This is a genomic window from Streptomyces sp. NPDC001381 (assembly GCF_042895685.1).
In the GTDB taxonomy this organism is placed as follows: Bacteria; Actinomycetota; Actinomycetes; order Streptomycetales; family Streptomycetaceae; genus Streptomyces.
In genome coordinates, this window is sequence record NZ_JBIAWO010000004.1 from 383,562 (window position 1) to 402,722 (window position 19,161).

Annotated in this window: 15 protein-coding genes and 1 pseudogene; 11 read left to right on the forward strand and 5 right to left on the reverse strand. The window is 73.6% G+C overall.

Annotation, left to right across the window (positions count from 1 at the left end):
- Positions 1-56: 56 nt before the first annotated feature.
- Positions 57-1,751, reverse strand: coding sequence for a phenylacetic acid degradation protein PaaN (paaN, locus tag ACFY2L_RS20330; RefSeq protein WP_390822960.1), 1,695 nt, complete (start codon positions 1,749-1,751; stop codon positions 57-59).
- Between the two features lie 159 nt (positions 1,752-1,910).
- On the opposite strand from paaN, the gene ACFY2L_RS20335 reads away from it, so the two are divergent.
- The gene (locus ACFY2L_RS20335; RefSeq protein WP_390659690.1) at positions 1,911-3,434 is read left to right on the forward strand and encodes a 3-hydroxyacyl-CoA dehydrogenase; all 1,524 of its coding nucleotides are present in this window, start codon (positions 1,911-1,913) and stop codon (positions 3,432-3,434) included.
- A complete protein-coding gene (locus tag ACFY2L_RS20340; RefSeq protein ID WP_390659689.1) occupies positions 3,431-4,021 on the forward strand; it encodes a TetR/AcrR family transcriptional regulator in 591 nt (196 codons plus the stop codon). Before ACFY2L_RS20335 ends, ACFY2L_RS20340 begins: the two co-directional genes overlap by 4 nt.
- A gap of 204 nt (positions 4,022-4,225) precedes the next feature.
- Here ACFY2L_RS20340 and ACFY2L_RS20345 read toward each other — a convergent pair whose 3' ends face one another.
- Positions 4,226-4,711, reverse strand: a complete 486-nt coding sequence (locus ACFY2L_RS20345; RefSeq protein ID WP_390659911.1) for an Lrp/AsnC family transcriptional regulator — start codon at positions 4,709-4,711, stop codon at positions 4,226-4,228.
- A 191-nt stretch (positions 4,712-4,902) separates the two neighbouring features.
- On the opposite strand from ACFY2L_RS20345, the gene pdhA reads away from it, so the two are divergent.
- Genes pdhA through ACFY2L_RS20370 form a run of 5 tightly spaced genes read left to right on the forward strand, consistent with a single transcriptional unit; the run spans position 4,903 to position 10,881 of the window.
- On the forward strand, positions 4,903-6,048 hold the full coding sequence (gene pdhA, locus ACFY2L_RS20350) for a pyruvate dehydrogenase (acetyl-transferring) E1 component subunit alpha (protein WP_390659688.1): 1,146 nt from the start codon (positions 4,903-4,905) through the stop codon (positions 6,046-6,048).
- Positions 6,045-7,049, forward strand: coding sequence for an alpha-ketoacid dehydrogenase subunit beta (locus ACFY2L_RS20355; protein WP_390659687.1), 1,005 nt, complete (start codon positions 6,045-6,047; stop codon positions 7,047-7,049). The genes pdhA and ACFY2L_RS20355 overlap by 4 nt, the downstream gene beginning before the upstream one ends.
- A complete protein-coding gene (locus ACFY2L_RS20360; protein ID WP_390822961.1) occupies positions 7,049-8,455 on the forward strand; it encodes a dihydrolipoamide acetyltransferase family protein in 1,407 nt (468 codons plus the stop codon). Before ACFY2L_RS20355 ends, ACFY2L_RS20360 begins: the two co-directional genes overlap by 1 nt.
- Before the next feature lie 60 nt (positions 8,456-8,515).
- A complete protein-coding gene (locus ACFY2L_RS20365; protein WP_390823198.1) occupies positions 8,516-9,442 on the forward strand; it encodes an NTP transferase domain-containing protein in 927 nt (308 codons plus the stop codon).
- Positions 9,439-10,881, forward strand: coding sequence for a molybdopterin molybdotransferase MoeA (locus tag ACFY2L_RS20370; RefSeq protein ID WP_390822962.1), 1,443 nt, complete (start codon positions 9,439-9,441; stop codon positions 10,879-10,881). The genes ACFY2L_RS20365 and ACFY2L_RS20370 overlap by 4 nt, the downstream gene beginning before the upstream one ends.
- 51 nt (positions 10,882-10,932) lie before the next feature.
- Here the strand turns inward: ACFY2L_RS20370 and ACFY2L_RS20375 are convergent, their stop codons facing one another.
- Complete coding sequence (locus ACFY2L_RS20375) at positions 10,933-12,051, reverse strand: potassium channel family protein (RefSeq protein ID WP_390822963.1); 1,119 nt, start codon at positions 12,049-12,051, stop codon at positions 10,933-10,935.
- Positions 12,052-12,169: 118 nt separating this feature from the next.
- Here ACFY2L_RS20375 and ACFY2L_RS20380 point away from each other — a divergent pair.
- Positions 12,170-12,802 (forward strand): annotated as a pseudogene (locus ACFY2L_RS20380) (potassium channel family protein); the annotation flags it as partial.
- A 176-nt stretch (positions 12,803-12,978) separates the two neighbouring features.
- Entirely contained in the window at positions 12,979-13,974 is a 996-nt protein-coding gene (locus ACFY2L_RS20385) for an NAD(P)H-quinone oxidoreductase (RefSeq protein WP_390659683.1), read from the forward strand.
- Positions 13,975-13,984: 10 nt separating this feature from the next.
- On the opposite strand, the gene ACFY2L_RS20390 is transcribed toward ACFY2L_RS20385, so the two are convergent.
- A complete protein-coding gene (locus tag ACFY2L_RS20390; RefSeq protein ID WP_390822964.1) occupies positions 13,985-14,386 on the reverse strand; it encodes a hypothetical protein in 402 nt (133 codons plus the stop codon).
- 329 nt (positions 14,387-14,715) lie between these two features.
- On the opposite strand from ACFY2L_RS20390, the gene ACFY2L_RS20395 reads away from it, so the two are divergent.
- Positions 14,716-15,261, forward strand: coding sequence for a bacterial proteasome activator family protein (locus tag ACFY2L_RS20395; RefSeq protein WP_390659909.1), 546 nt, complete (start codon positions 14,716-14,718; stop codon positions 15,259-15,261).
- 70 nt (positions 15,262-15,331) lie between these two features.
- Here the strand turns inward: ACFY2L_RS20395 and ACFY2L_RS20400 are convergent, their stop codons facing one another.
- Positions 15,332-16,966, reverse strand: coding sequence for a protein kinase (locus ACFY2L_RS20400; protein WP_390822965.1), 1,635 nt, complete (start codon positions 16,964-16,966; stop codon positions 15,332-15,334).
- Between the two features lie 371 nt (positions 16,967-17,337).
- Here ACFY2L_RS20400 and ACFY2L_RS20405 point away from each other — a divergent pair, with 371 nt between their 5' ends.
- Positions 17,338-18,939: a protein kinase gene (locus tag ACFY2L_RS20405; protein WP_390659908.1), complete on the forward strand. Its 1,602-nt coding sequence runs from the start codon at positions 17,338-17,340 to the stop codon at positions 18,937-18,939.
- The last annotated feature ends 222 nt before the right edge of the window (positions 18,940-19,161 follow it).

Sequence of the window (19,161 nt, forward strand, 5' to 3'; positions counted from 1 at the left end):
AGCGCGAGCGGCCGCGCCGAACCGGGGGCCGCGCCGTTCGGCCGGCCCCCGGGCTCTCAGGCGTCCCTGCGCACCTCGACGACCCGGAACCGGTTGGCGACGAACGCGCCGTCGCACAGCGCGGCGTTCGCCGCCGGGTTGCCGCCGGAGCCGTGGAAGTCGGAGAAGGCGGCCGTCTGGTTGACGTACACCCCGCCGGTGAGGTTGAGGGACAGCTGGGCGGCCTCCTCCAGGCAGACCTCCTCGACCTCCCGCTCGATCTCGGCGTCCGTGGTGTACGCGCCGACCGTCATCGCGCCCTTCTCGCGCACCGTGCGCCGCAGCAGGGCGAGGGCGTCGGCGGCGGAGTCGACGGCGACGGCGAAGGAGACCGGGCCGAAGCACTCGCTCATGTACGCGGCCTCGTCGTCCGGCTTGGCCCCGTCCAGCTTCACGATCACCGGGGTGCGCACGATGGCGTCCGGGAACTCGGGGTTGGTCACCTCGCGGGAGGCGAGGGCGACCTCGCCGAGGCCGGCCGCGGCCTCCAGACGGGCCTTGACGTCCGGGTTGACGATCGCGCCCAGCAGGGCGTTCGCGCGCGCGTCGTCGCCGAGGAGGCCGTCGACGGCGCGGGCGAGGTCGGCGACCACCTCGTCGTAGGTCTTCGGGCCCTCGTCCGTGCGGATGCCGTCGCGGGGGATCAGCAGGTTCTGCGGGGTGGTGCACATCTGGCCGCTGTACAGGGACAGGGAGAACGCCAGGTTGGCGAGCATGCCCTTGTAGTGCGCGGTCGACTCCACGAGCACCGTGTTGACGCCGGCCTTCTCGGTGTAGACCTGCGCCTGGCGGGCGTTGGCCTCCAGCCAGTCGCCGAAGGCGGTCGAGCCCGTGTAGTCGATGATCTTGATGTCGGGGTGGGTCGCCAGGGTCTTGGCGACGCCCTCCCCCGGGCGCTCGGCGGCCAGCGCGACCAGGTCGGGGTCGAAGCCGGCGCCGGCCAGCACCTCGCGGGCGACCTGCACGGTCAGCGCGAGCGGCAGCACCGCGCGCGGGTGGGGCTTGACCAGGACCGCGTTGCCGGTGGCGAGGGAGGCGAACAGACCCGGGTAGCCGTTCCACGTAGGGAAGGTGTTGCAGCCGATGAGCAGGGCGATCCCGCGCGGCACCGGCGTGAAGGTCTTCGTCATGGCGAGCGGGTCGCGCTTGCCCTGGGGCTTGCTCCACTCGGCCGTGGCAGGGGTGCGGACCTGCTCCGCGTACGCGTACGCCACCGCCTCCAGTCCGCGGTCCTGCGCGTGCGGGCCGCCCGCCTGGAAGGCCATCATGAACGCCTGGCCGGAGGTGTGCATGACCGCGTGCGCGAACTCGTGCGTCCGGTCGCTGATCCGCTTGAGGATCTCCAGGCAGACCACCGCGCGGACCTCCGCGCCCGCGTCCCGCCAGCGGCGCTGCCCGGCCCGCATGGCGGGCAGCAGCACGTCCACGTCCGCGTGCGGGTAGGTCACGCCGAGGGCGATGCCGTACGGGGAGACCTCGTCGCCCACCCAGCCGTCGGTGCCGGGCTGGCCGAGGTCGAGCCGGGTGTTCAGGAGGGCGTCGAAGGCGGCCTTGCCGGCCGCCGCGTCCAGGCTGCCGTTCTCCCCGTAGGCCTTGGGGTGCTCCGGGTGCGGGGACCAGTACGCGCGGGTGCGGATCGCTTCCAGGGCCTGGTCGAGGGTGGGCCGGTGCTGGGCGATCAGTTCGTGCGCGGTCGGTTCGGCGGCGGCCATGCGGGACCAACTCCTCGTCTTGAGAACTCTCCGTCGAGCTCATGACCTGGCGGAAACATGGGCAGGAACAGCCAGTCAGGGCTAGAGTAACCGAACGATCGGTCGGGACAAGGGGGCCTGCCGCATCTGTGGAAAACCCCGTGCGGGAGGATCGCGCACATGACAGCACTCGACCTCAGCAGCCCCGTGGCCGTCGTCGGCACCGGCACCATGGGCCAGGGCATCGCCCAGGTCGCGCTGGTCGCGGGCCACCCCGTACGGCTGTACGACGCCGTCCCCGGCCGGGCCCGGGAAGCGGCCGCCGCGATCGGCGCCCGCCTCGACCGGCTCGTCGAGAAGAACCGTCTCGCCGGCGCCGACCGGGACATCGCGCGCGCCCGTCTGCGGCCCGCCGAGAACCTCGCCGACCTCGCGGACTGCGGTCTGGTCGTCGAGGCCGTCCTGGAGCAGCTGGACGTCAAACAGGACCTCTTCCGCCGCCTGGAGGAGGTCGTCGGCGAGGACTGTCTGCTCGCCACCAACACCTCCTCCCTGTCGGTGACGGCCATCGGCGGCGCCCTGCGCAACCCGGGCCGCTTCGTGGGCCTGCACTTCTTCAACCCGGCGCCGGTGCTGCCGCTGGTCGAGGTCGTCTCCGGGTACGCCACCGACGTCACGTCCGCCACGCGCGCGTACGAGACGGCACGCTCCTGGGGCAAGACGCCGGTCGCCTGCGCCGACACCCCCGGCTTCATCGTCAACCGCATCGCGCGGCCGTTCTACGCCGAGGCGTTCGCCGTCTACGAGGCGCAGGGCGCCGACCCGGCCACCATCGACGCGATCCTGCGCGAGTCCGGCGGCTTCCGGATGGGCGCCTTCGAGCTGACCGACCTGATCGGCCAGGACGTCAACGAGTCGGTCACGCACTCCGTGTGGCAGTCCTTCTTCCAGGACGTGCGCTTCACCCCCTCGCTCGCCCAGCGCCGCCTGGTGGAGTCCGGCCGTCTGGGCCGCAAGACCGGCCGGGGCTGGTACGACTACGGCGACGGGAGCGGCACCGCCGAGCGCGCCGAGCCGCACACCGCCGAGAAGCGGCAGGCGCCCGCCTACGTCGTCGCCGAGGGGGACCTGGGCCCCGCCTCGGAACTGCTCGCGCTGATCCGCGAGGCGGGCATCCAGGTCCGCGAGGACGAGGAGGACCACGGCACCCGGCTGGTGCTGCCCGGCGGCGGCCAGCTCGCCCTCGCCGACGGCCAGACCTCCGTGGAGTTCCGCGACGTCGTGTACTTCGACCTCGCCCTGGACTACCGCAAGGCCACCCGCATCGCCCTGTCCGCCTCCCAGGACACCTCCCAGCAGACCCTGTCCGAGGCGGTCGGCCTGTTCCAGGCGCTCGGCAAGGACGTCAGCGTCATCGGCGACGTCCCCGGCATGATCGTCGCCCGCACGGTCGCCCGGATCGTCGACCTCGCGCACGACGCCGTCGCCAAGGGCGTCGCCACCGAGGAGGACATCGACACCGCGATGCGCCTCGGGGTGAACTACCCCCTCGGCCCCTTCGAGTGGAGCCGCCGGCTGGGCCGCATGTGGGCCTTCTCCCTCCTGGACGACCTGCACGAGCGCGACCCCTCCGGCCGCTACGCCCCGTCCCTCGCCCTCTACCGGCACTCCTTCGCCACCGAGAAGCGGGAGGGCGCCTCGTGACCACCGCCAAGCGCGACACGTACACCCCGGAGACCCTGCTCTCCGTCGCGGTCCAGGTGTTCAACGAGCGCGGCTACGACGGCACCTCCATGGAGCATCTCTCCAAGGCTGCGGGCATCTCCAAGTCGTCGATCTACCACCACGTGGCCGGCAAGGAGGAACTGCTGCGCCGGGCCGTCAGCCGCGCCCTGGACGGTCTGTTCGGGATCCTCGACGAGGAGCACGCGTGCGTGGGGCGCGCCGCGGAGCGTCTGGAGTACGTCGTGCGGCGCATGGTCGAGGTGCTCATCGGCGAACTGCCCTACGTCACGCTGCTGCTGCGCGTGCGCGGCAACACCGACACCGAGCGGTGGGCCCTGGAGCGCCGCCGCGACTTCGACCACAAGGTCGCCGAGCTGCTGAAGGCGGCCGCCGCCGACGGGGACCTCCGGGTCGACGTGGAGGTGCGGCTCGCCACCCGGCTGGTCTTCGGAATGATCAACTCGATCGTCGAGTGGTACCGGCCGGGCGGCCGCGGGATGGCCGAGGGCGACGTGGCCGACGCGGTGGTGCGGCTGGTCTTCGGCGGCCTGCGCACCGAACGCTAGGTCGTGTCCGCAAAGTCCCGCCTGCCTCGCGACGCCCGGCACGTGCTCTCGCCGCACCGGGCGAAAGCCCGAGTACACCCAGTACGAGGCCTTCCGCCCGGCACGCCGAGAGCACGCCCCGGACGCCGCGAGGCCCGCCCTGCGGGCGAACGGCGGGACTTTGCGGACACGACCCAGGGCCTGTCGCGCAACAGGCCCCAGCCCTCACCCCTGCGGCTCCAGGTCCTCCTCCTCGAACACCAGCAGTGTTCGGGTGCTGAGCACCTCGGGGATGGCCTGGAGCCGGGTCAGCACCACCTCGCGCAGCGCCCTGTTGTCGGACGTGTGCACCAGCAGCAGGACGTCGAAGTCCCCGCCCACCAGGGCGATGTGGGAGGCGCCGGGCAGCTGTCTGAGCTGCTCGCGCACGGTCCGCCAGGTGTTCTGCACGATCTTCAGCGTGATGTACGCGCTCGTCCCCTGACCCGCGCGCTCATGGTCGACCCGGGCGCCGAAGCCGCGGATCACCCCGTCCTCGACGAGCCGGTTGATCCGTGCGTAGGCGTTGGCGCGGGACACGTGCACCCGCTCGGCCACCGACCGTATCGACGCGCGTCCGTCCGCCTGGAGCATCTGCAGGATGTCCCGGTCGATGGCGTCGAGCGGCCGTGCCGGAGGAAGCTCCTCCCCGCCCTCCGGGCTCTCGGCCATTTGTTCAGATGCCATGTCCCCCCGCCTCTCCGCCATGGACGTACTGCGTCCATCTCAAGCTGTGGAGAACCGTTTGTCCACAGCCTCGGGGCCCCTGTAGCCAAAATGTGCCGGCGACCGAACAATCGGTAGGTGAGGCGGGTCACAAGCCGACACGCCTCCCGTAGCCGCTCCCACGAGGAGGTGCCGTCATGACGGTCATGGAGCAGCGGGGCGCGTACCGGCCGACCCCGCCGCCCGCCTGGCAGCCCCGCACAGATCCCGCGCCGCTGCTGCCCGACGCCGAGCCCCATCGCGTCCTCGGCACCGAGAAGGCCGCCCAGGCCGACCCGGAGCTGCTGCGGCGGCTGTACGCCGACCTGGTGCGCGGCCGCCGCTACAACACGCAGGCCACCGCCCTGACCAAACAGGGCCGGCTCGCCGTCTACCCCTCCAGCACCGGCCAGGAGGCCTGCGAGGTCGCCGCCGCGCTGGCCCTGGAGGACCGCGACTGGCTCTTCCCGAGCTACCGCGACACCCTCGCGGTCGTCGCCCGCGGCGTGGACCCCGTCGAGGCGCTCACACTGCTGCGCGGCGACTGGCACACCGGCTACGACCCGTACGAGCACCGCGTGGCCCCCCTGTCCACGCCGCTCGCCACCCAGCTCCCGCACGCCGTCGGTCTCGCGCACGCCGCCCGCCTCAAGGGCGACGACGTGGTCGCGCTCGCCATGGTCGGCGACGGCGGCACCAGCGAGGGCGACTTCCACGAGGCGCTGAACTTCGCCGCCGTCTGGCAGGCCCCGGTCGTCTTCCTGGTCCAGAACAACGGCTTCGCGATCTCCGTGCCGCTCGCCAAGCAGACCGCCGCTCCCTCCCTGGCCCACAAGGCCGTCGGATACGGCATGCCGGGCCGCCTGGTCGACGGCAACGACGCCGCCGCCGTGCACGAGGTCCTCACCGACGCCGTACGGCACGCGCGCGAGGGCGGCGGCCCGACCCTCGTCGAGGCCGTCACGTACCGCATCGAGGCGCACACCAACGCCGACGACGCGACCCGCTACCGCGGTGACGCCGAGGTCGAGACCTGGCGCGAGCACGACCCGATCCTGCTCCTCGAGCGCGAGCTCACCGCCCGCGGTCTGCTCGACGACGACACCCGGCAGGCCGCGCGCGACGCCGCCGAGGCGATGGCCGCCGACCTGCGCGCCCGCATGAACCAGGACGCGGCCCTCGACCCCATGGACCTCTTCGCGCACGTGTACGCCGAGGACACCCCCCAACTGCGGGAACAGCGGGCCCTGCTGCGGGCGGAGCTCGACGCGGAGCAGGCCGACCAGGGGAGTGCGCACCGATGACGACCGTCGCCCTCAAGCCCGCCACCATGGCGCAGGCCCTCACCCGCGCGCTGCGCGACGCGATGGCCACCGACCCGTCCGTGCACGTCCTGGGCGAGGACGTGGGCACCCTCGGCGGTGTCTTCCGGGTCACCGACGGGCTCGCCAAGGAGTTCGGCGAGGACCGCTGCACCGACACCCCGCTCGCCGAGGCCGGCATCCTCGGCACCGCCGTCGGCATGGCCATGTACGGTCTGCGCCCGGTCGTGGAGATGCAGTTCGACGCCTTCGCCTACCCGGCGTTCGAGCAGCTCATCAGCCATGTCGCCCGGATGCGCAACCGCACCCGCGGCCGTATGCCCCTGCCGATCACCGTCCGCGTCCCCTACGGCGGCGGCATCGGCGGCGTCGAGCACCACAGCGACTCCTCCGAGGCGTACTACATGGCGACTCCGGGGCTCCATGTCGTCACGCCCGCCACCGTCGCCGACGCCTACGGCCTGCTGCGCGCCGCGATCGCCTCCGACGACCCGGTGGTCTTCCTGGAGCCCAAGCGGCTGTACTGGTCCAAGGACTCCTGGAACCCGGAGCACCCGACGGACGTCGAGCCGATCGGCCGAGCGGTGGTCCGCCGCCCCGGCCGCAGCGCCACCCTCATCACCTACGGCCCGTCGGTTCCGGTCTGCCTCGAAGCCGCCGAGGCGGCCCGTGCCGAGGGCTGGGACCTCGAAGTCGTCGACCTGCGTTCCCTGGTGCCCTTCGACGACGAGACGGTCGCCGCCTCGGTCCGCCGCACCGGCCGCGCCGTCGTCGTCCACGAGTCGGGCTCCTTCGGCGGCCCGGGCGGCGAGATCGCGGCCCGGGTCACGGAGCGCTGCTTCCACCACCTGGAGGCACCGGTCCTGCGGGTCGCCGGCTTCGACATCCCCTACCCGCCGCCGATGCTGGAGCGCCACCACCTGCCCGGCGTCGACCGCATCCTGGACGCCGTGGCACGGCTGCAGTGGGAGGCGGGGAACTGATGGCACAGGTGCTGGAGTTCAAGCTGCCCGACCTCGGTGAGGGCCTCACCGAGGCGGAGATCGTGCGCTGGCTGGTCCAGGTCGGCGACGTGGTCGCCGTCGACCAGCCGGTCGTCGAGGTCGAGACGGCCAAGGCGATGGTCGAGGTGCCCTGCCCCTACGGCGGTGTGGTCACCGCCCGCTTCGGCGAGGAGGGCACCGAACTGCCCGTCGGCGCCCCGCTGATCACGGTCGCCGTCGGCGCACCGGCCTCCGGCGGTGACACCGAGGGCTCGGGCAACGTGCTGGTGGGCTACGGCACCTCGGAGGCGCCCGCGCGACGCAGGCGAGTCCGGCCGGCGCAGCCCGCACCGGCGGCCCCCGCACCGGCCGCGTCGGAGCCGGCCGCGGCTCCCGCCGCGCCCACCGGCCCGGAGGGGCTTCTCCCGGCGCCCGACGGCCCGGCCCGCGGCCGTGAGCTGCCGGCGCATCCGGAAGGCCCCGTCCCGGTGATCTCCCCCCTCGTCCGCCGGCTCGCGCGCGAGAACGGCCTGGACCTGCGGGAGCTGACGGGCTCCGGACCCGACGGACTGATCCTGCGGGCGGACGTGGAGAACGCGCTGCGGGCGGCGGCCGCCCGGCCGGCTCGGCAGCACCCTCGGCCGGCGGCCGCGCCGCACGCGGAACCGACGCCCGCCCCCGCGGCACCGCCCGCCGCCTCCTCCTCCGCCCTCACCGGCGGCCACCGCGTCCCCCTCAAGGGCGTCCGGGGTGCCGTCGCCGACAAGCTCTCCCGCAGCCGCCGCGAGATCCCCGACGCCACCTGCTGGGTGGACGCCGACGCGACGGAGCTGATGCGCGCCCGTACGGCGATGAACGCGGCCGGAGGCCCGAAGATCTCCCTCCTCGCCCTCCTGGCCCGTATCTGCACGGCCGCCCTGGCCCGGTTCCCCGAGCTGAACTCCACCGTCGACCTGGAGGCGAGGGAGATCGTCCGGTTCGACCACGTGCACCTGGGCTTCGCCGCGCAGACCGAGCGGGGGCTCGTCGTCCCCGTCGTCCGGGACGCCCACGCCCGGGACGCCGAGGGGCTCACCGCGGAGTTCGCCCGGCTCACCGAGGCGGCCCGGGACGGCCGCCTCACCCCCGGTGAGCTGACCGGCGGGACCTTCACGCTGAACAACTACGGCGTGTTCGGCGTCGACGGCTCCACGCCGATCATCAACCACCCCGAGGCGGCCATGCTCGGCGTCGGCCGGATCGTCCCCAAGCCGTGGGTGCACGAGGGCGAGCTGGCCGTGCGCCAGGTCGTCCAGCTCTCGCTCACCTTCGACCACCGGGTGTGCGACGGCGGCACGGCCGGCGGCTTCCTGCGGTACGTGGCGGACTGCGTGGAACAGCCGGCGGTGCTGCTGCGCACGCTGTGATCACGGGACACCCGCGTTCCGTGTGATCGAGGCGGCCCGCATACTCAGGGGGTGACCTCGATCGAGCTCTCCGGCACCCCGGCCGGCCGTCCGGCGGGGCGGGCCACCGCCCCGTACGACGCCGTCGTGCTCGCCGGCGGCGGCGCCCGGCGCCTCGGCGGCGCCGACAAGCCCGCCGTGCGCGTGGGCGGGCGGGCGCTGCTCGACCGGGTGCTCGCCGCCTGCGCCGGCGCCCGCACCACCGTCGTGGTCGCCGACCCCCGGCCCACCGCCCGGCCGGTGCGCTGGGAGCGCGAGGATCCGCCGGGCGCGGGCCCCGTGGCCGCGCTGGACGCCGGTCTGGGCGCCACCACGGCCGACGACGTCCTCGTCCTCTCCGCCGACCTGCCCTTCCTCGCGGCCGGCACCGTACGGCGGCTGCTGGACGCCCTGCGCGCCGGCGCGGCCGAGGGCGCGCTGCTCACCGACGCCGACGGCCGCGACCAGCCGCTCGTCGCCGTCTACCGCACGGCCGCCCTGCGCCGGGAGCTGGCGCTGCTGACCGCGGCCCACGGAGGCCTGACGGGGCTGCCCCTGCGCCGGCTGACCGCCGGGCTCGACCTCACTCGCGTCCCCGACCCCGTCGCGTCCTTCGACTGCGACACCTGGGACGACATCGCCACCGCCAGGACACGGATCAGGGAGCATGAGCACGTGTTGGACGAATGGATTTCCGCAGTCAAGGACGAGCTCGGCGTCGACCTCGACGTCGACACCGGCGTGCTGCTCGACCTCGCCCGGGACGCCGCCCACGGGGTGGCCCGGCCCGCGGCGCCGCTGACCACCTTCCTGGTCGGCTACGCCGCCGCACAGGCCGGGGGAGGCCCCGAGGCCGTCGCCGAGGCGGCCCGCAAGGCCGCCGCCCTGGCCCTGCGCTGGGCGGAGGAGGCGGAGCAGGAGGGCTCCGGCACCGCCGGGCCCGGAGACAAGGGACCGGACGCCGGATGACCCGCCGCGGCATCCGGGAGGGCCGGGACAGGGAGGGCCTCGACGCGGAGGACCTCGACGTCGAGGAGGTGCTCGCCCTCGTGAACGACGGCAAGGGCCCCGCCCGCCCGGCCGGTGACCCCGGAACCGGGCCGGGGGCCGCGCGGGCCGAAGGCGGGGGCACCCGCCCCGCCCACGGCACCCCTGCCCCGGACCCCGGTCACGGGGCGTCCCCCGCGGGCGACCGCCACCGCCACCGGGCCACCGCCTGGCCCGAGGCCCGGACCGTCGCCGCCCGGGCCGCCCGCTTCCACGCCGCCCGCCGCGCCCCCGTCTCCGTGACCCTCGGCGACGCCCTCGGCCTCGTCCTCGCCGCCCCCCTGACCGCCCTCACCGACCTGCCCTCCTTCGACACCTCCGCCATGGACGGCTTCGCGGTCGCGGGCCCCGGCCCCTGGCTGGTCCGGGACGAGGGCGTGCTCGCCGGGAGCGCCGCGCCCGCGGCCCTCGCCGACGGCGAGGCAGCCCGTATCGCCACCGGCGCCCGGATCCCCCCGGACACCACCGCGGTCCTGCGCAGCGAGCACGGCCGCACCGACGCCCAGGGCCGGCTGCACCCCCTCCGGGACCTGAGCCACGGCCAGGACATCCGCCCGCGGGGCCAGGAGTGCCGCAGCGGCGACCAGTTGCTGCCCGCCGGCGCGGTGGTGACCCCGGCCGTGCTCGGCCTCGCGGCGGCCGCCGGGTACGACACGCTGGCCGCCGTGCCCCGTCCCCGGGTCGAGGTGCTCGTCCTGGGCGACGAACTGCTCACCGAGGGCCGCCCGCACGACGGTCTCATCCGGGACGCGCTCGGCCCGATGCTGCCGCCCTGGCTGCGGGCCCTGGGCGCCGAGGTCACGGCCGTGCGCCGGCTCGGCGACGACGCGGAGGCCCTGCACCGGGCCGTCACCTCGTCCGCCGCCGACCTGATCGTCACCACCGGCGGCACCGCCTCCGGCCCGGTCGACCACGTCCACCCCGTCCTGCGCTGCGTCGGGGCCGAACTCCTCGTCGACGGCGTCCAGGTGCGTCCCGGCCACCCGATGCTGCTGGCCCGCATCAGGGACGACCAGCACCTCGTCGGCCTGCCCGGCAACCCCCTGGCGGCCGTCTCCGGGCTGCTCACGCTGGCCGGCCCGCTGCTGGCCACCCTGGCCGCCCGCCCGGTACCGGAGCCGTACACGCTGCCCTTGCGGGACGAGGCCCACGGGCATCCGTACGACACCCGGCTCGTCCCGGTGGTGCTGCGGGGCGACCACGCCGTGCCGCTGCGCTACAACGGGCCGGCGATGCTGCGGGGCATCGCGGCGGCCGACGCCCTGGCCGTCGTACCGCCGGGTGGTGCCCGGGCGGGTCAGGAGACGGAACTCCTCGACCTGCCGTGGGCGACGGCCGGGGTCGCCGCCTGTTTCACGTGAAACATCACCGCCCTGATGGAGCCGCCCTCCTGCGCCGCGAAGGGCGGCGTCTCACGCCTGTTCGGGTGCCGGGACGGCGCGGCGGACCGTGATCACGCGGTCCCCCTGCCGGAACTGTGTGAGCCGGGGGTCGGCGTAGTCGATCAGTTCCCTGCCCCGGACGACCGCCACGACCAGGTCCGCCGAGCTGCGGGGCGGCTGCCCCGTCTCCCCCTCGGTGACCGGGCGTTCGACGATGTCCAGCCCACTGCCGAGGGTCATCAGGTCCTCCAGGGTCTTCGCCACGGTCGGGCTGACCATCGAGACGCCGAGCAGCCGGCCGGCGGAGGAGGAGCTGGTGACCACGGTGTCCGCCCCGGACTGGCGGAGCAGCGGCACGTTCTCGTCCTCCCGGGCGGCCACGACGATCGTGGCGCGCCGGTTCAGCTGCCGGGCCGTCAGGGTGACCAGGGCGGCCGTGTCGTCCCGCTGCGGGGCCACGATCACCCGGGAGGCGCGCTGGACCTCGGCCCGCCGCAGCACCTCGCTGCGGGTGGCGTCCCCGGTGACCGCCACCAGCCCGTCGTCACCGGCCGCTTCGGCGGCCTTGTGCTGGGTGTCCACGACCACGATCCGGTCCCGGGCGATGCCCTGCCCGACGAGCGTCTTCACCGCGTGCCGGCCCTTCGTGCCGTACCCGACGACCACGACGTGGTCGCGTGTGCGCATCCGCCAGCGATGGATGCGGACCTGCTGCCGGGTGCGCTCGGTGAGCACCTCCAGGGTGGTGCCGACCAGGATGATCAGGAACACCACGCGCAGCGGGGTGATGACGAGGATGTTGACCAGCCGGGCGGTGTCGCTGACCGGGGTGATGTCGCCGTAGCCGGTCGTGGAGAGGGTGACCGTGGCGTAGTAGGCGGCGTCGAGGAAGTCGACGGAGCCGTCGGAGTTGTCGTGGTAGCCCGCGTGGTCGGCGTAGACGATCAGCGTGGTCAGGGCCAGCACCATCAGGGCGAGGGCGAGGCGGCGCAGCACCTGCAGGAGCGGCGGCGCGCCCGCGCTCACCGGCATCGTGATGGAACGCCCCGCCTCGGCGTCGTCGCGCGCCTCCGTCCGGGAGCGGTACCAGAGGGACCTGAAGAGGGAGAGCCGCATCGGGCCGGCGGGCTGTCGTTGCTGGTCCTTCATCGCGCGCCCCCTGTGGCCGTGATCCGATCGATGGGCACCATGGTTCCCGGCGGGCCGGTGCCCGTCAGGAAGCAACACGGTCCATGAGCCCGCATCCGTTCCCGTTCCGGAGGTCCCCTTGCGCGACCACATTGTCGTCGTCGGATTCGGTACGAAGGGACGGTCCGCGATCCGGACGGCCTGTGCGTCGGGGCTGCGCAAGGACCAGGTCGTGGTGATCGACCCCAGCGCGAAGGTGATCGACGCGGCGACCGCCGAGGGCTACGAGGGCGTGGTCGGGGACGCCACCCGCAGCGAGGTGCTGCGGCAGGCCGAGGTGCAGCGGGCGGGGCGGATCATCATCGCGACCCAGCGCGACGACACGGCCGTGCTCGTGGCGCTGACGGCCCGCCAGCTCAACCCCGCCGCGAAGATCGTGGCCGCGGTGCGGGAGGAGGAGAACGCGCCGCTGCTCAAGCAGTCCGGCGCCGACGAGGTCATCACCAGCGCCGGAGCGGCCGGCCGGCTGCTGGGACTGTCGGTGCTCAGCCCTTCGGCCGGTCTGGTCATGGAGGACCTGATACAGCAGGGCAGCGGGCTGGACCTCGTCGAACGGACCGTCACCAAGGCGGAGGCGGGCCGCGGTCCCCGCGAGACGGCCGACCTGGTGGTCAGCGTCGTCCGCGGGCACCGGGTCCTCGCCTACGACGATCCGGCCATCGGCGCCCTGCAACTGACGGACCGGCTGATCACGATCGTCCGCGTCGACTAGGGCCTGTTGCGAAAGTGGCGTCGCGCGGCAGGCGCCACTTTCGCAACAGGCCCCAGGGCCTCTCGCCGGATCGGGCCGGGCGCCGGGATGCCGGCGGGGCCGTCCGCTCGGGAGGGCTCGGGGTACCCGGCTTTCCCGGAGGGCCCGGACCGGGGCCGAGGGGTAGCGTCCCTCCCATGCATGCGATCACGATTCCCGAACCTGGTGGTCCCGAGGCGCTGGTGTGGGACGAGGTCCCCGATCCCGTACCCGGCGAGGGCGAGGTCCTGGTCGAGGTGGTGGCCAGCGCCGTCAACCGCGCCGACATCCTCCAGCGCCAGGGCTTCTACGACCCGCCGCCCGGCGCCTCCCCCCACCCCGGCCTGGAGTGCTCGGGGCGGGTCGCCGCGCTCGGCCCGGGGGTCTCCGGCTGGACCGTCGGCGACGAGGTGTGCGGGCTGCTCTCGGGCGGTGGCTACGCCGAGAAGGCCGTCGTCCCGGCCGGCCAGCTGCTGCCCGTGCCCGAGGGCGTGGGCCTCCGGCAGGCCGCCGCGCTCCCCGAGGTGACCTGCACCGTCTGGTCGAACGTCTTCATGGTCGCCCACCTGCGCCCCGGCGAGACCCTGCTCGTGCACGGCGGCTCCAGCGGCATCGGCACCATGGCGATCCAGCTCGCCAAGGCGGTCGGCGCGAAGGTCGCGGTCACCGCCGGGACGAAGGAGAAACTGGACCACTGCGCGGAGCTGGGCGCGGACATCCTGATCAACTACCGCGAGCAGGACTTCGTCGACGAGCTGAAGGCGGCCACCGGTGGCGCCGGTGCCGACGTCATCCTCGACAACATGGGCGCGAAGTACCTGGACCGCAACATCCGCGGCCTGGCCGTCAACGGACGGCTCGCGATCATCGGCATGCAGGGCGGCGCCAAGGGCGAGCTGAACATCGGCGCCCTCCTGGCCAAGCGCGCGGCCATCAGCGCGACCTCGCTGCGGGCCCGTCCGCTCGGCGAGAAGGCGGCCATCGTCGCGGCCGTGCGGGAACACGTCTGGCCCCTGATCGCGGCCGGTCATGTCCGTCCCGTCGTCGACCGCGAGGTCCCGATGAGCGACGCGGCCGCGGCGCACCGGGTCGTCGAGGACAGCGGCCATGTCGGCAAGGTGCTGCTGGTGACGCCGTCGTCACCGGAGGCGTAGGGGATCCGCGTCAGGGCCGCCGCAGCCGCAGGGCGGCGAGGCCGAGGGCGAGGCCGAGGCCGATGAGGACGAGCCCGCTGCCCAGCGGCAGGATCCGCAGCACGGGCCCGGCCCGCTCCCCTCGCGCGGCGGCCCGCCCCAGGCCCTCCTCCGGCGCCGCGGAGTCCACCGGCGCGGCGGCGGCCTCGTCGGACGACTCCGGCACGGCCTCGGGGTCGGCTCCGGCGGAGGCACCCGAGTCCTCCGCCTCGTCCTGCGCCGTCCCGTCCTCCCCCGTCTCCTCCTCCGTCTCCTCCTGCTCCGTCTCCTCCTCCTCCGCCACGTCCGGCCGTCCCGGCCGCGCCCGCCCCTCACCGGCCCGGCTCCCGGCCCGGTCGGGCCCGGTGGAGGAGGGCGACGGACGGGCGGCCACCGGGGCGACGGCGTACGTCGGTACGCTCCCGTTCGTCGATACGCCCCCGTACGACGCGACACCCCCGTACGCCGGCCCACCCCCGGCCAGCAGGACAGCCGTTCCCACCCCCACCGCACACAACCCCCGCCGCCATGGAGTCACGCCCGTGACCCCCTCCCGGTGTCAGTCGCCAAGGAATGAGGCCACCAGCCTCCCCTTCCGGTGATCGGCCCGCATTCCGGACGGGGCCGAACGTGTGCCGGCCAGGACGCCGGACGGAAACGGTGGATCACTCCCCGAGGGGGGCACCACGATGATGAGGTGGTGGCGTGCGAGAGAATGGCGGCATGGAGATGCCGAGGAACGAAAGGTCGCCGGAGACCGCCCAGAAGATCCTGGTCGTGGGCCAGGACGGCATGGCGCTCGGCGGCGTCGACGCCGACGAGGACTCCCGTGAGATCCCGGTGACGGAGCAGGTCGAGCAGCCGGCGAAGGTCATGCGGATCGGCAGCATGATCAAGCAGCTGCTGGAGGAGGTGCGCGCGGCTCCCCTGGACGAGGCGAGCCGGGCCCGGCTGAAGGAGATCCATGCCAGCTCGGTGAAGGAGCTGGAGGACGGCCTGGCGCCGGAGCTCGTCGAGGAACTGGAGCGGCTCTCCCTGCCGTTCAACGAGGACTCCACCCCGAGCGACGCCGAACTGCGCATCGCGCAGGCTCAGCTGGTGGGCTGGCTGGAGGGCCTCTTCCACGGCATCCAGACCACCCTCTTCGCCCAGCAGATGGCCGCCCGCGCGCAGTTGGAGCAGATGCGCCGCGCACTGCCCCCGGGCGTGGTCCACGAGGGCGTCGACGACCCGCGTGCCGGCGGCCGTTCGGGCGGGCCGTACCTGTAGGCACAGCGTGTTCCCACAGCCGTAGACGACTCAAGGGCCCGGCGGGAAGCCGGGCCCTCCTTTTCTGTGCTCAGGACGCCGGGTTGCCCGTCGACACGCTCAGCTCGATCTCCGGCATGTCCTCCGGGTCGACGTCCGTCCCGGCGGAGGGGAACTGGTCCATGACCGCGCCGTCGCCGTAGGTGTTCTCGTCCACGTACTTGATCTTCATCTTCCAGCCGGCCGCCTGGAAACAGGACTTGACCGACTGGAGGTACTTGAACTTGAAGTCCGGCACCCGGACCTTGTCGGGGTCGTTGTACGACTCCTCCGGCTCGGAGCACTCCGTCGACTCGATGGTCTTGGACGTGTCCGGACCGCGGTAGCCCGCCGCCTTCGTCGCCGACGCGGAGGCGCTGGAGCCGCCGCCGCCCCCGCCGGTGTCGTCGTTGTCGTTGAACGCCAGGCTCAGGAGCAGCGCGCCCACCGCCACCACCGCGACCACGGCCGAACCGATGACCACCGTCTTGTTGCCCTTGCCCCCGCCCGGGGACCCGGGGGCCGGGGACTGGGGGGAGAGGTTGTACGCCGGAGGCGTGGGCGGGCCCTGCTGGTGACCGTAGGCCGGGGCCGGCGTCTGGTAACCGCCCTGCTGCGGGTAGCCGTACGACGGGGCCGGCGCCGGGGTGCCGTACGGGTTGTGCGCCGGGGCCGGCTGGTACGGGGTCTGGACGTTGCCCAGGGGCGGCTGCGGGGTGTTCTGGCCGATCGGCGGGAAGACGGCGGAGCCGACGCCCGCGCCGCTCTGCGCCGGGGTGCCCGGGACGATGCTCGGCGGAGCCGCCTGGCAGGAGGCGGCGACGCGCAGGCACTCGTCGCGCATGGCGACGGCGGTCGGGAAACGCTCGTTCGGGTTCTTCTTCAGCGCGCGGGCGACCAGCGCGTCCAGGGCCGGCGGCAGGGACCGGTTGATCGAGGAGGGCGCCACCGGCTCCTCCTGCACATGCGCGTACGCGATCGCCAGCGGCGAGTCCGCGTCGAACGGCAGCCGGCCGGTGACCAGTTGGAACAGCATGATGCCGACCGAGTACAGGTCGGAGCGGGCGTCCACGCCACGGCCCAGCGCCTGCTCGGGCGAGAGGTACTGCGGGGTGCCGACGACCATGCCGGTCTGCGTCATCGAGGTGACGCCGGACTGCATCGCGCGCGCGATGCCGAAGTCCATCACCTTGACGACCCCGCGCTTGGTCATCATCACGTTGCCGGGCTTGATGTCGCGGTGGACCAGGCCCATCTCGTGGCTGATCTCCAGCGCGGCCAGCACGTCCGCAGTGATCTTCAGCGCCTTGTCGGCGGGCATCGCGCCCTGCTGCCGTACGTCCTCGTCGAGCACCGAGCCGAGGGGGCGGCCCTCCACGTACTCCATGACGATGTACGGCGTCGTCAGGCCGCCCACCTCGTCCTCGCCGGTGTCGAAGACCGAGACGATGTTGGTGTGCGTGAGTTTGGCCACTGCCTGGGCCTCGCGGCGGAAGCGCTCGCGGAAGGCCTGTTCACGGCCCAGTTCGGTGTGCAGCGTCTTGATCGCGACCTGGCGGTCGAGCACCGAGTCGTAGGCGAGATGCACCGAGGCCATGCCGCCCTGGCCGAGCAAGTCGCGCAGCTGATAGCGGCCGCCGGCGAGCGCCCGCCCCGCGTGCCCGCCCTGTGCGCCGTCCTGGCTCATGTTCCCCGTCCCCCGTAGGCCTTCAGGCGCCGTTGTCTGCCGCTGACCGTCGTCGCTGCCGTTGACTGCCATTGATCGAAAGTGCTATTCCCGGCCAAGTCTGCCGCAGGGCACTGACACGTCAAGCTCGGTGCCCGTTCCGTGACCCTACGAGAAAGAAGCGTCGCGGAAGCGTTACAGGTGGCTTGCGGCCGGTGCACAGGATTTGCACGTCGGCAGGTCGTACAGGTTTGATGACCGGTCCGTCGCGGACCGGCGGCGGAGCTCGTCAGGGGCTCATCCGGGACCGGAGGCTTGCGCGGAGGCTGTAGCGTGGCCGACGGAGACCGTAACAACACCGCGCGCACCGCGGGCAGAAACGACGGCGAGGACTGATGGCACAGCAGCGCGCTCAGGGCCCGTCCGACCCCGAGGCGACTGGCGGCGGTATGTCAGACGCGCCGGAGAACTGGGGCAACGGCGGGCTGGTCGGCGACGGCCGGTACCGGCTGACCCGGAGACTCGGGCGGGGCGGTATGGCCGAGGTGTTCGCGGCCGAGGACGTGCGTCTCGGCCGCACCGTCGCGGTCAAGCTGCTGCGCGCCGACCTCGCCGAGGACCCGGTGTCCAAGGCCCGCTTCACGCGCGAGGCCCAGTCGGTGGCCGGTCTCAACCACCACGCGATCGTCGCCGTGTACGACTCCGGCGAGGACTTCGTGGGCGGCCAGAGCGTGCCGTACATCGTGATGGAGATCGTCGAGGGCCGCACCATCCGCGACCTCCTCCTCACCGCCGAGGCGCCCGGCCCCGAGCAGGCCCTGATCATCGTCTCCGGGGTGCTGGAGGCGCTCGCCTACTCGCACCAGCACGGCATCGTGCACCGCGACATCAAGCCGGCGAACGTGATCATCACGCACAACGGCGCCGTCAAGGTGATGGACTTCGGCATCGCCCGCGCCCTGCACGGCGCGTCCACGACGATGACGCAGACCGGCATGGTCATGGGCACCCCGCAGTACCTCTCCCCGGAGCAGGCGCTCGGCAAGGCCGTCGACCACCGTTCCGACCTGTACGCCACGGGCTGCCTGCTGTACGAACTCCTGGCGCTGCGCCCGCCGTTCACCGGCGAGACCCCGCTGTCGGTGGTCTACCAGCATGTCCAGGACATCCCGATGCCGCCGTCGCAGACGTCCGAGGGGACCTGCCCGCCGGAACTCGACGGCCTCGTCATGCGGTCCCTCGCCAAGGAGCCGGACGACCGGTTCCAGACGGCCGAGGAGATGCGCGGACTCGTCCAGTACGCGCTGCAGATGCTGTACGACCAGGGCGGCCACACCGGCACCTGGAACACCGGTCCGGTCACCCTGCCCGACGGCCGTACGCCCTCCAGCGGCTTCGCGAGCACCACGGTCCTGCCCCACCACGACGGCTCCAGCACCTCGCAGATCCCGCAGCCGATCCTGCCCACGGGCTACGGCGGCGGCGACGACGGCGGCTTCGAGGGCCACGGCAACAGGGGGAGCGGCCGGGGCAAGCTGTGGGTCCTGGCCGTCCTCGCGGTGATCGCCATCGCGGCGGGTGTCGCGCTCGCGCTGCAGAACAAGGACACGGGCACCGGCGACCCCGGCACCACGAAGTCGCCGAGCGCGACGCAGTCCGCGACCGACGAGGAGTCCAGCGCCGCGCCGACCGACGAGTCGACCGAGGAGTCCACGGACGACACCTCGGACGACAGCACCGGCTCGGGCTCCGGCTCGTACGACACCCCGCAGTACACGCCCTCGGACACCCCGTCGTACACGCCGTCCGAGACGGCCACCAGCGAGCCGACCGACACGGAGACGGACCCGGGCACCTCCGAGGAGCCGACCGACCCGACGACGAGCGACCCGGGGGCGGACGGCGGCACCAGCGCGGGCACGACCGACGGTTCCGCGAACGGCGGTACGGACCAGGGCAGCACCAGCCTGGGCGCGGGCCTCGGCGGCAACTGACCCCTGTCCGTACCGTGGTGAACAGCCGTCGGCCGTGAGGCGCCGCCGGCCGTGAGGCCCCGTCCGTCCGCGCCCGCGCCGCACACCGCGTCGTGCTCACGGGTCCACCACACGCCGGGCGCCGGGGCCGCCGGGGACGGGGAGCCCGCGCGGGTGTCGCCGCGCGCGTAGTGCCTCCTCCGCACGGGGCCGCACGCGCGCACGGGGCCGCACGCGCACGGG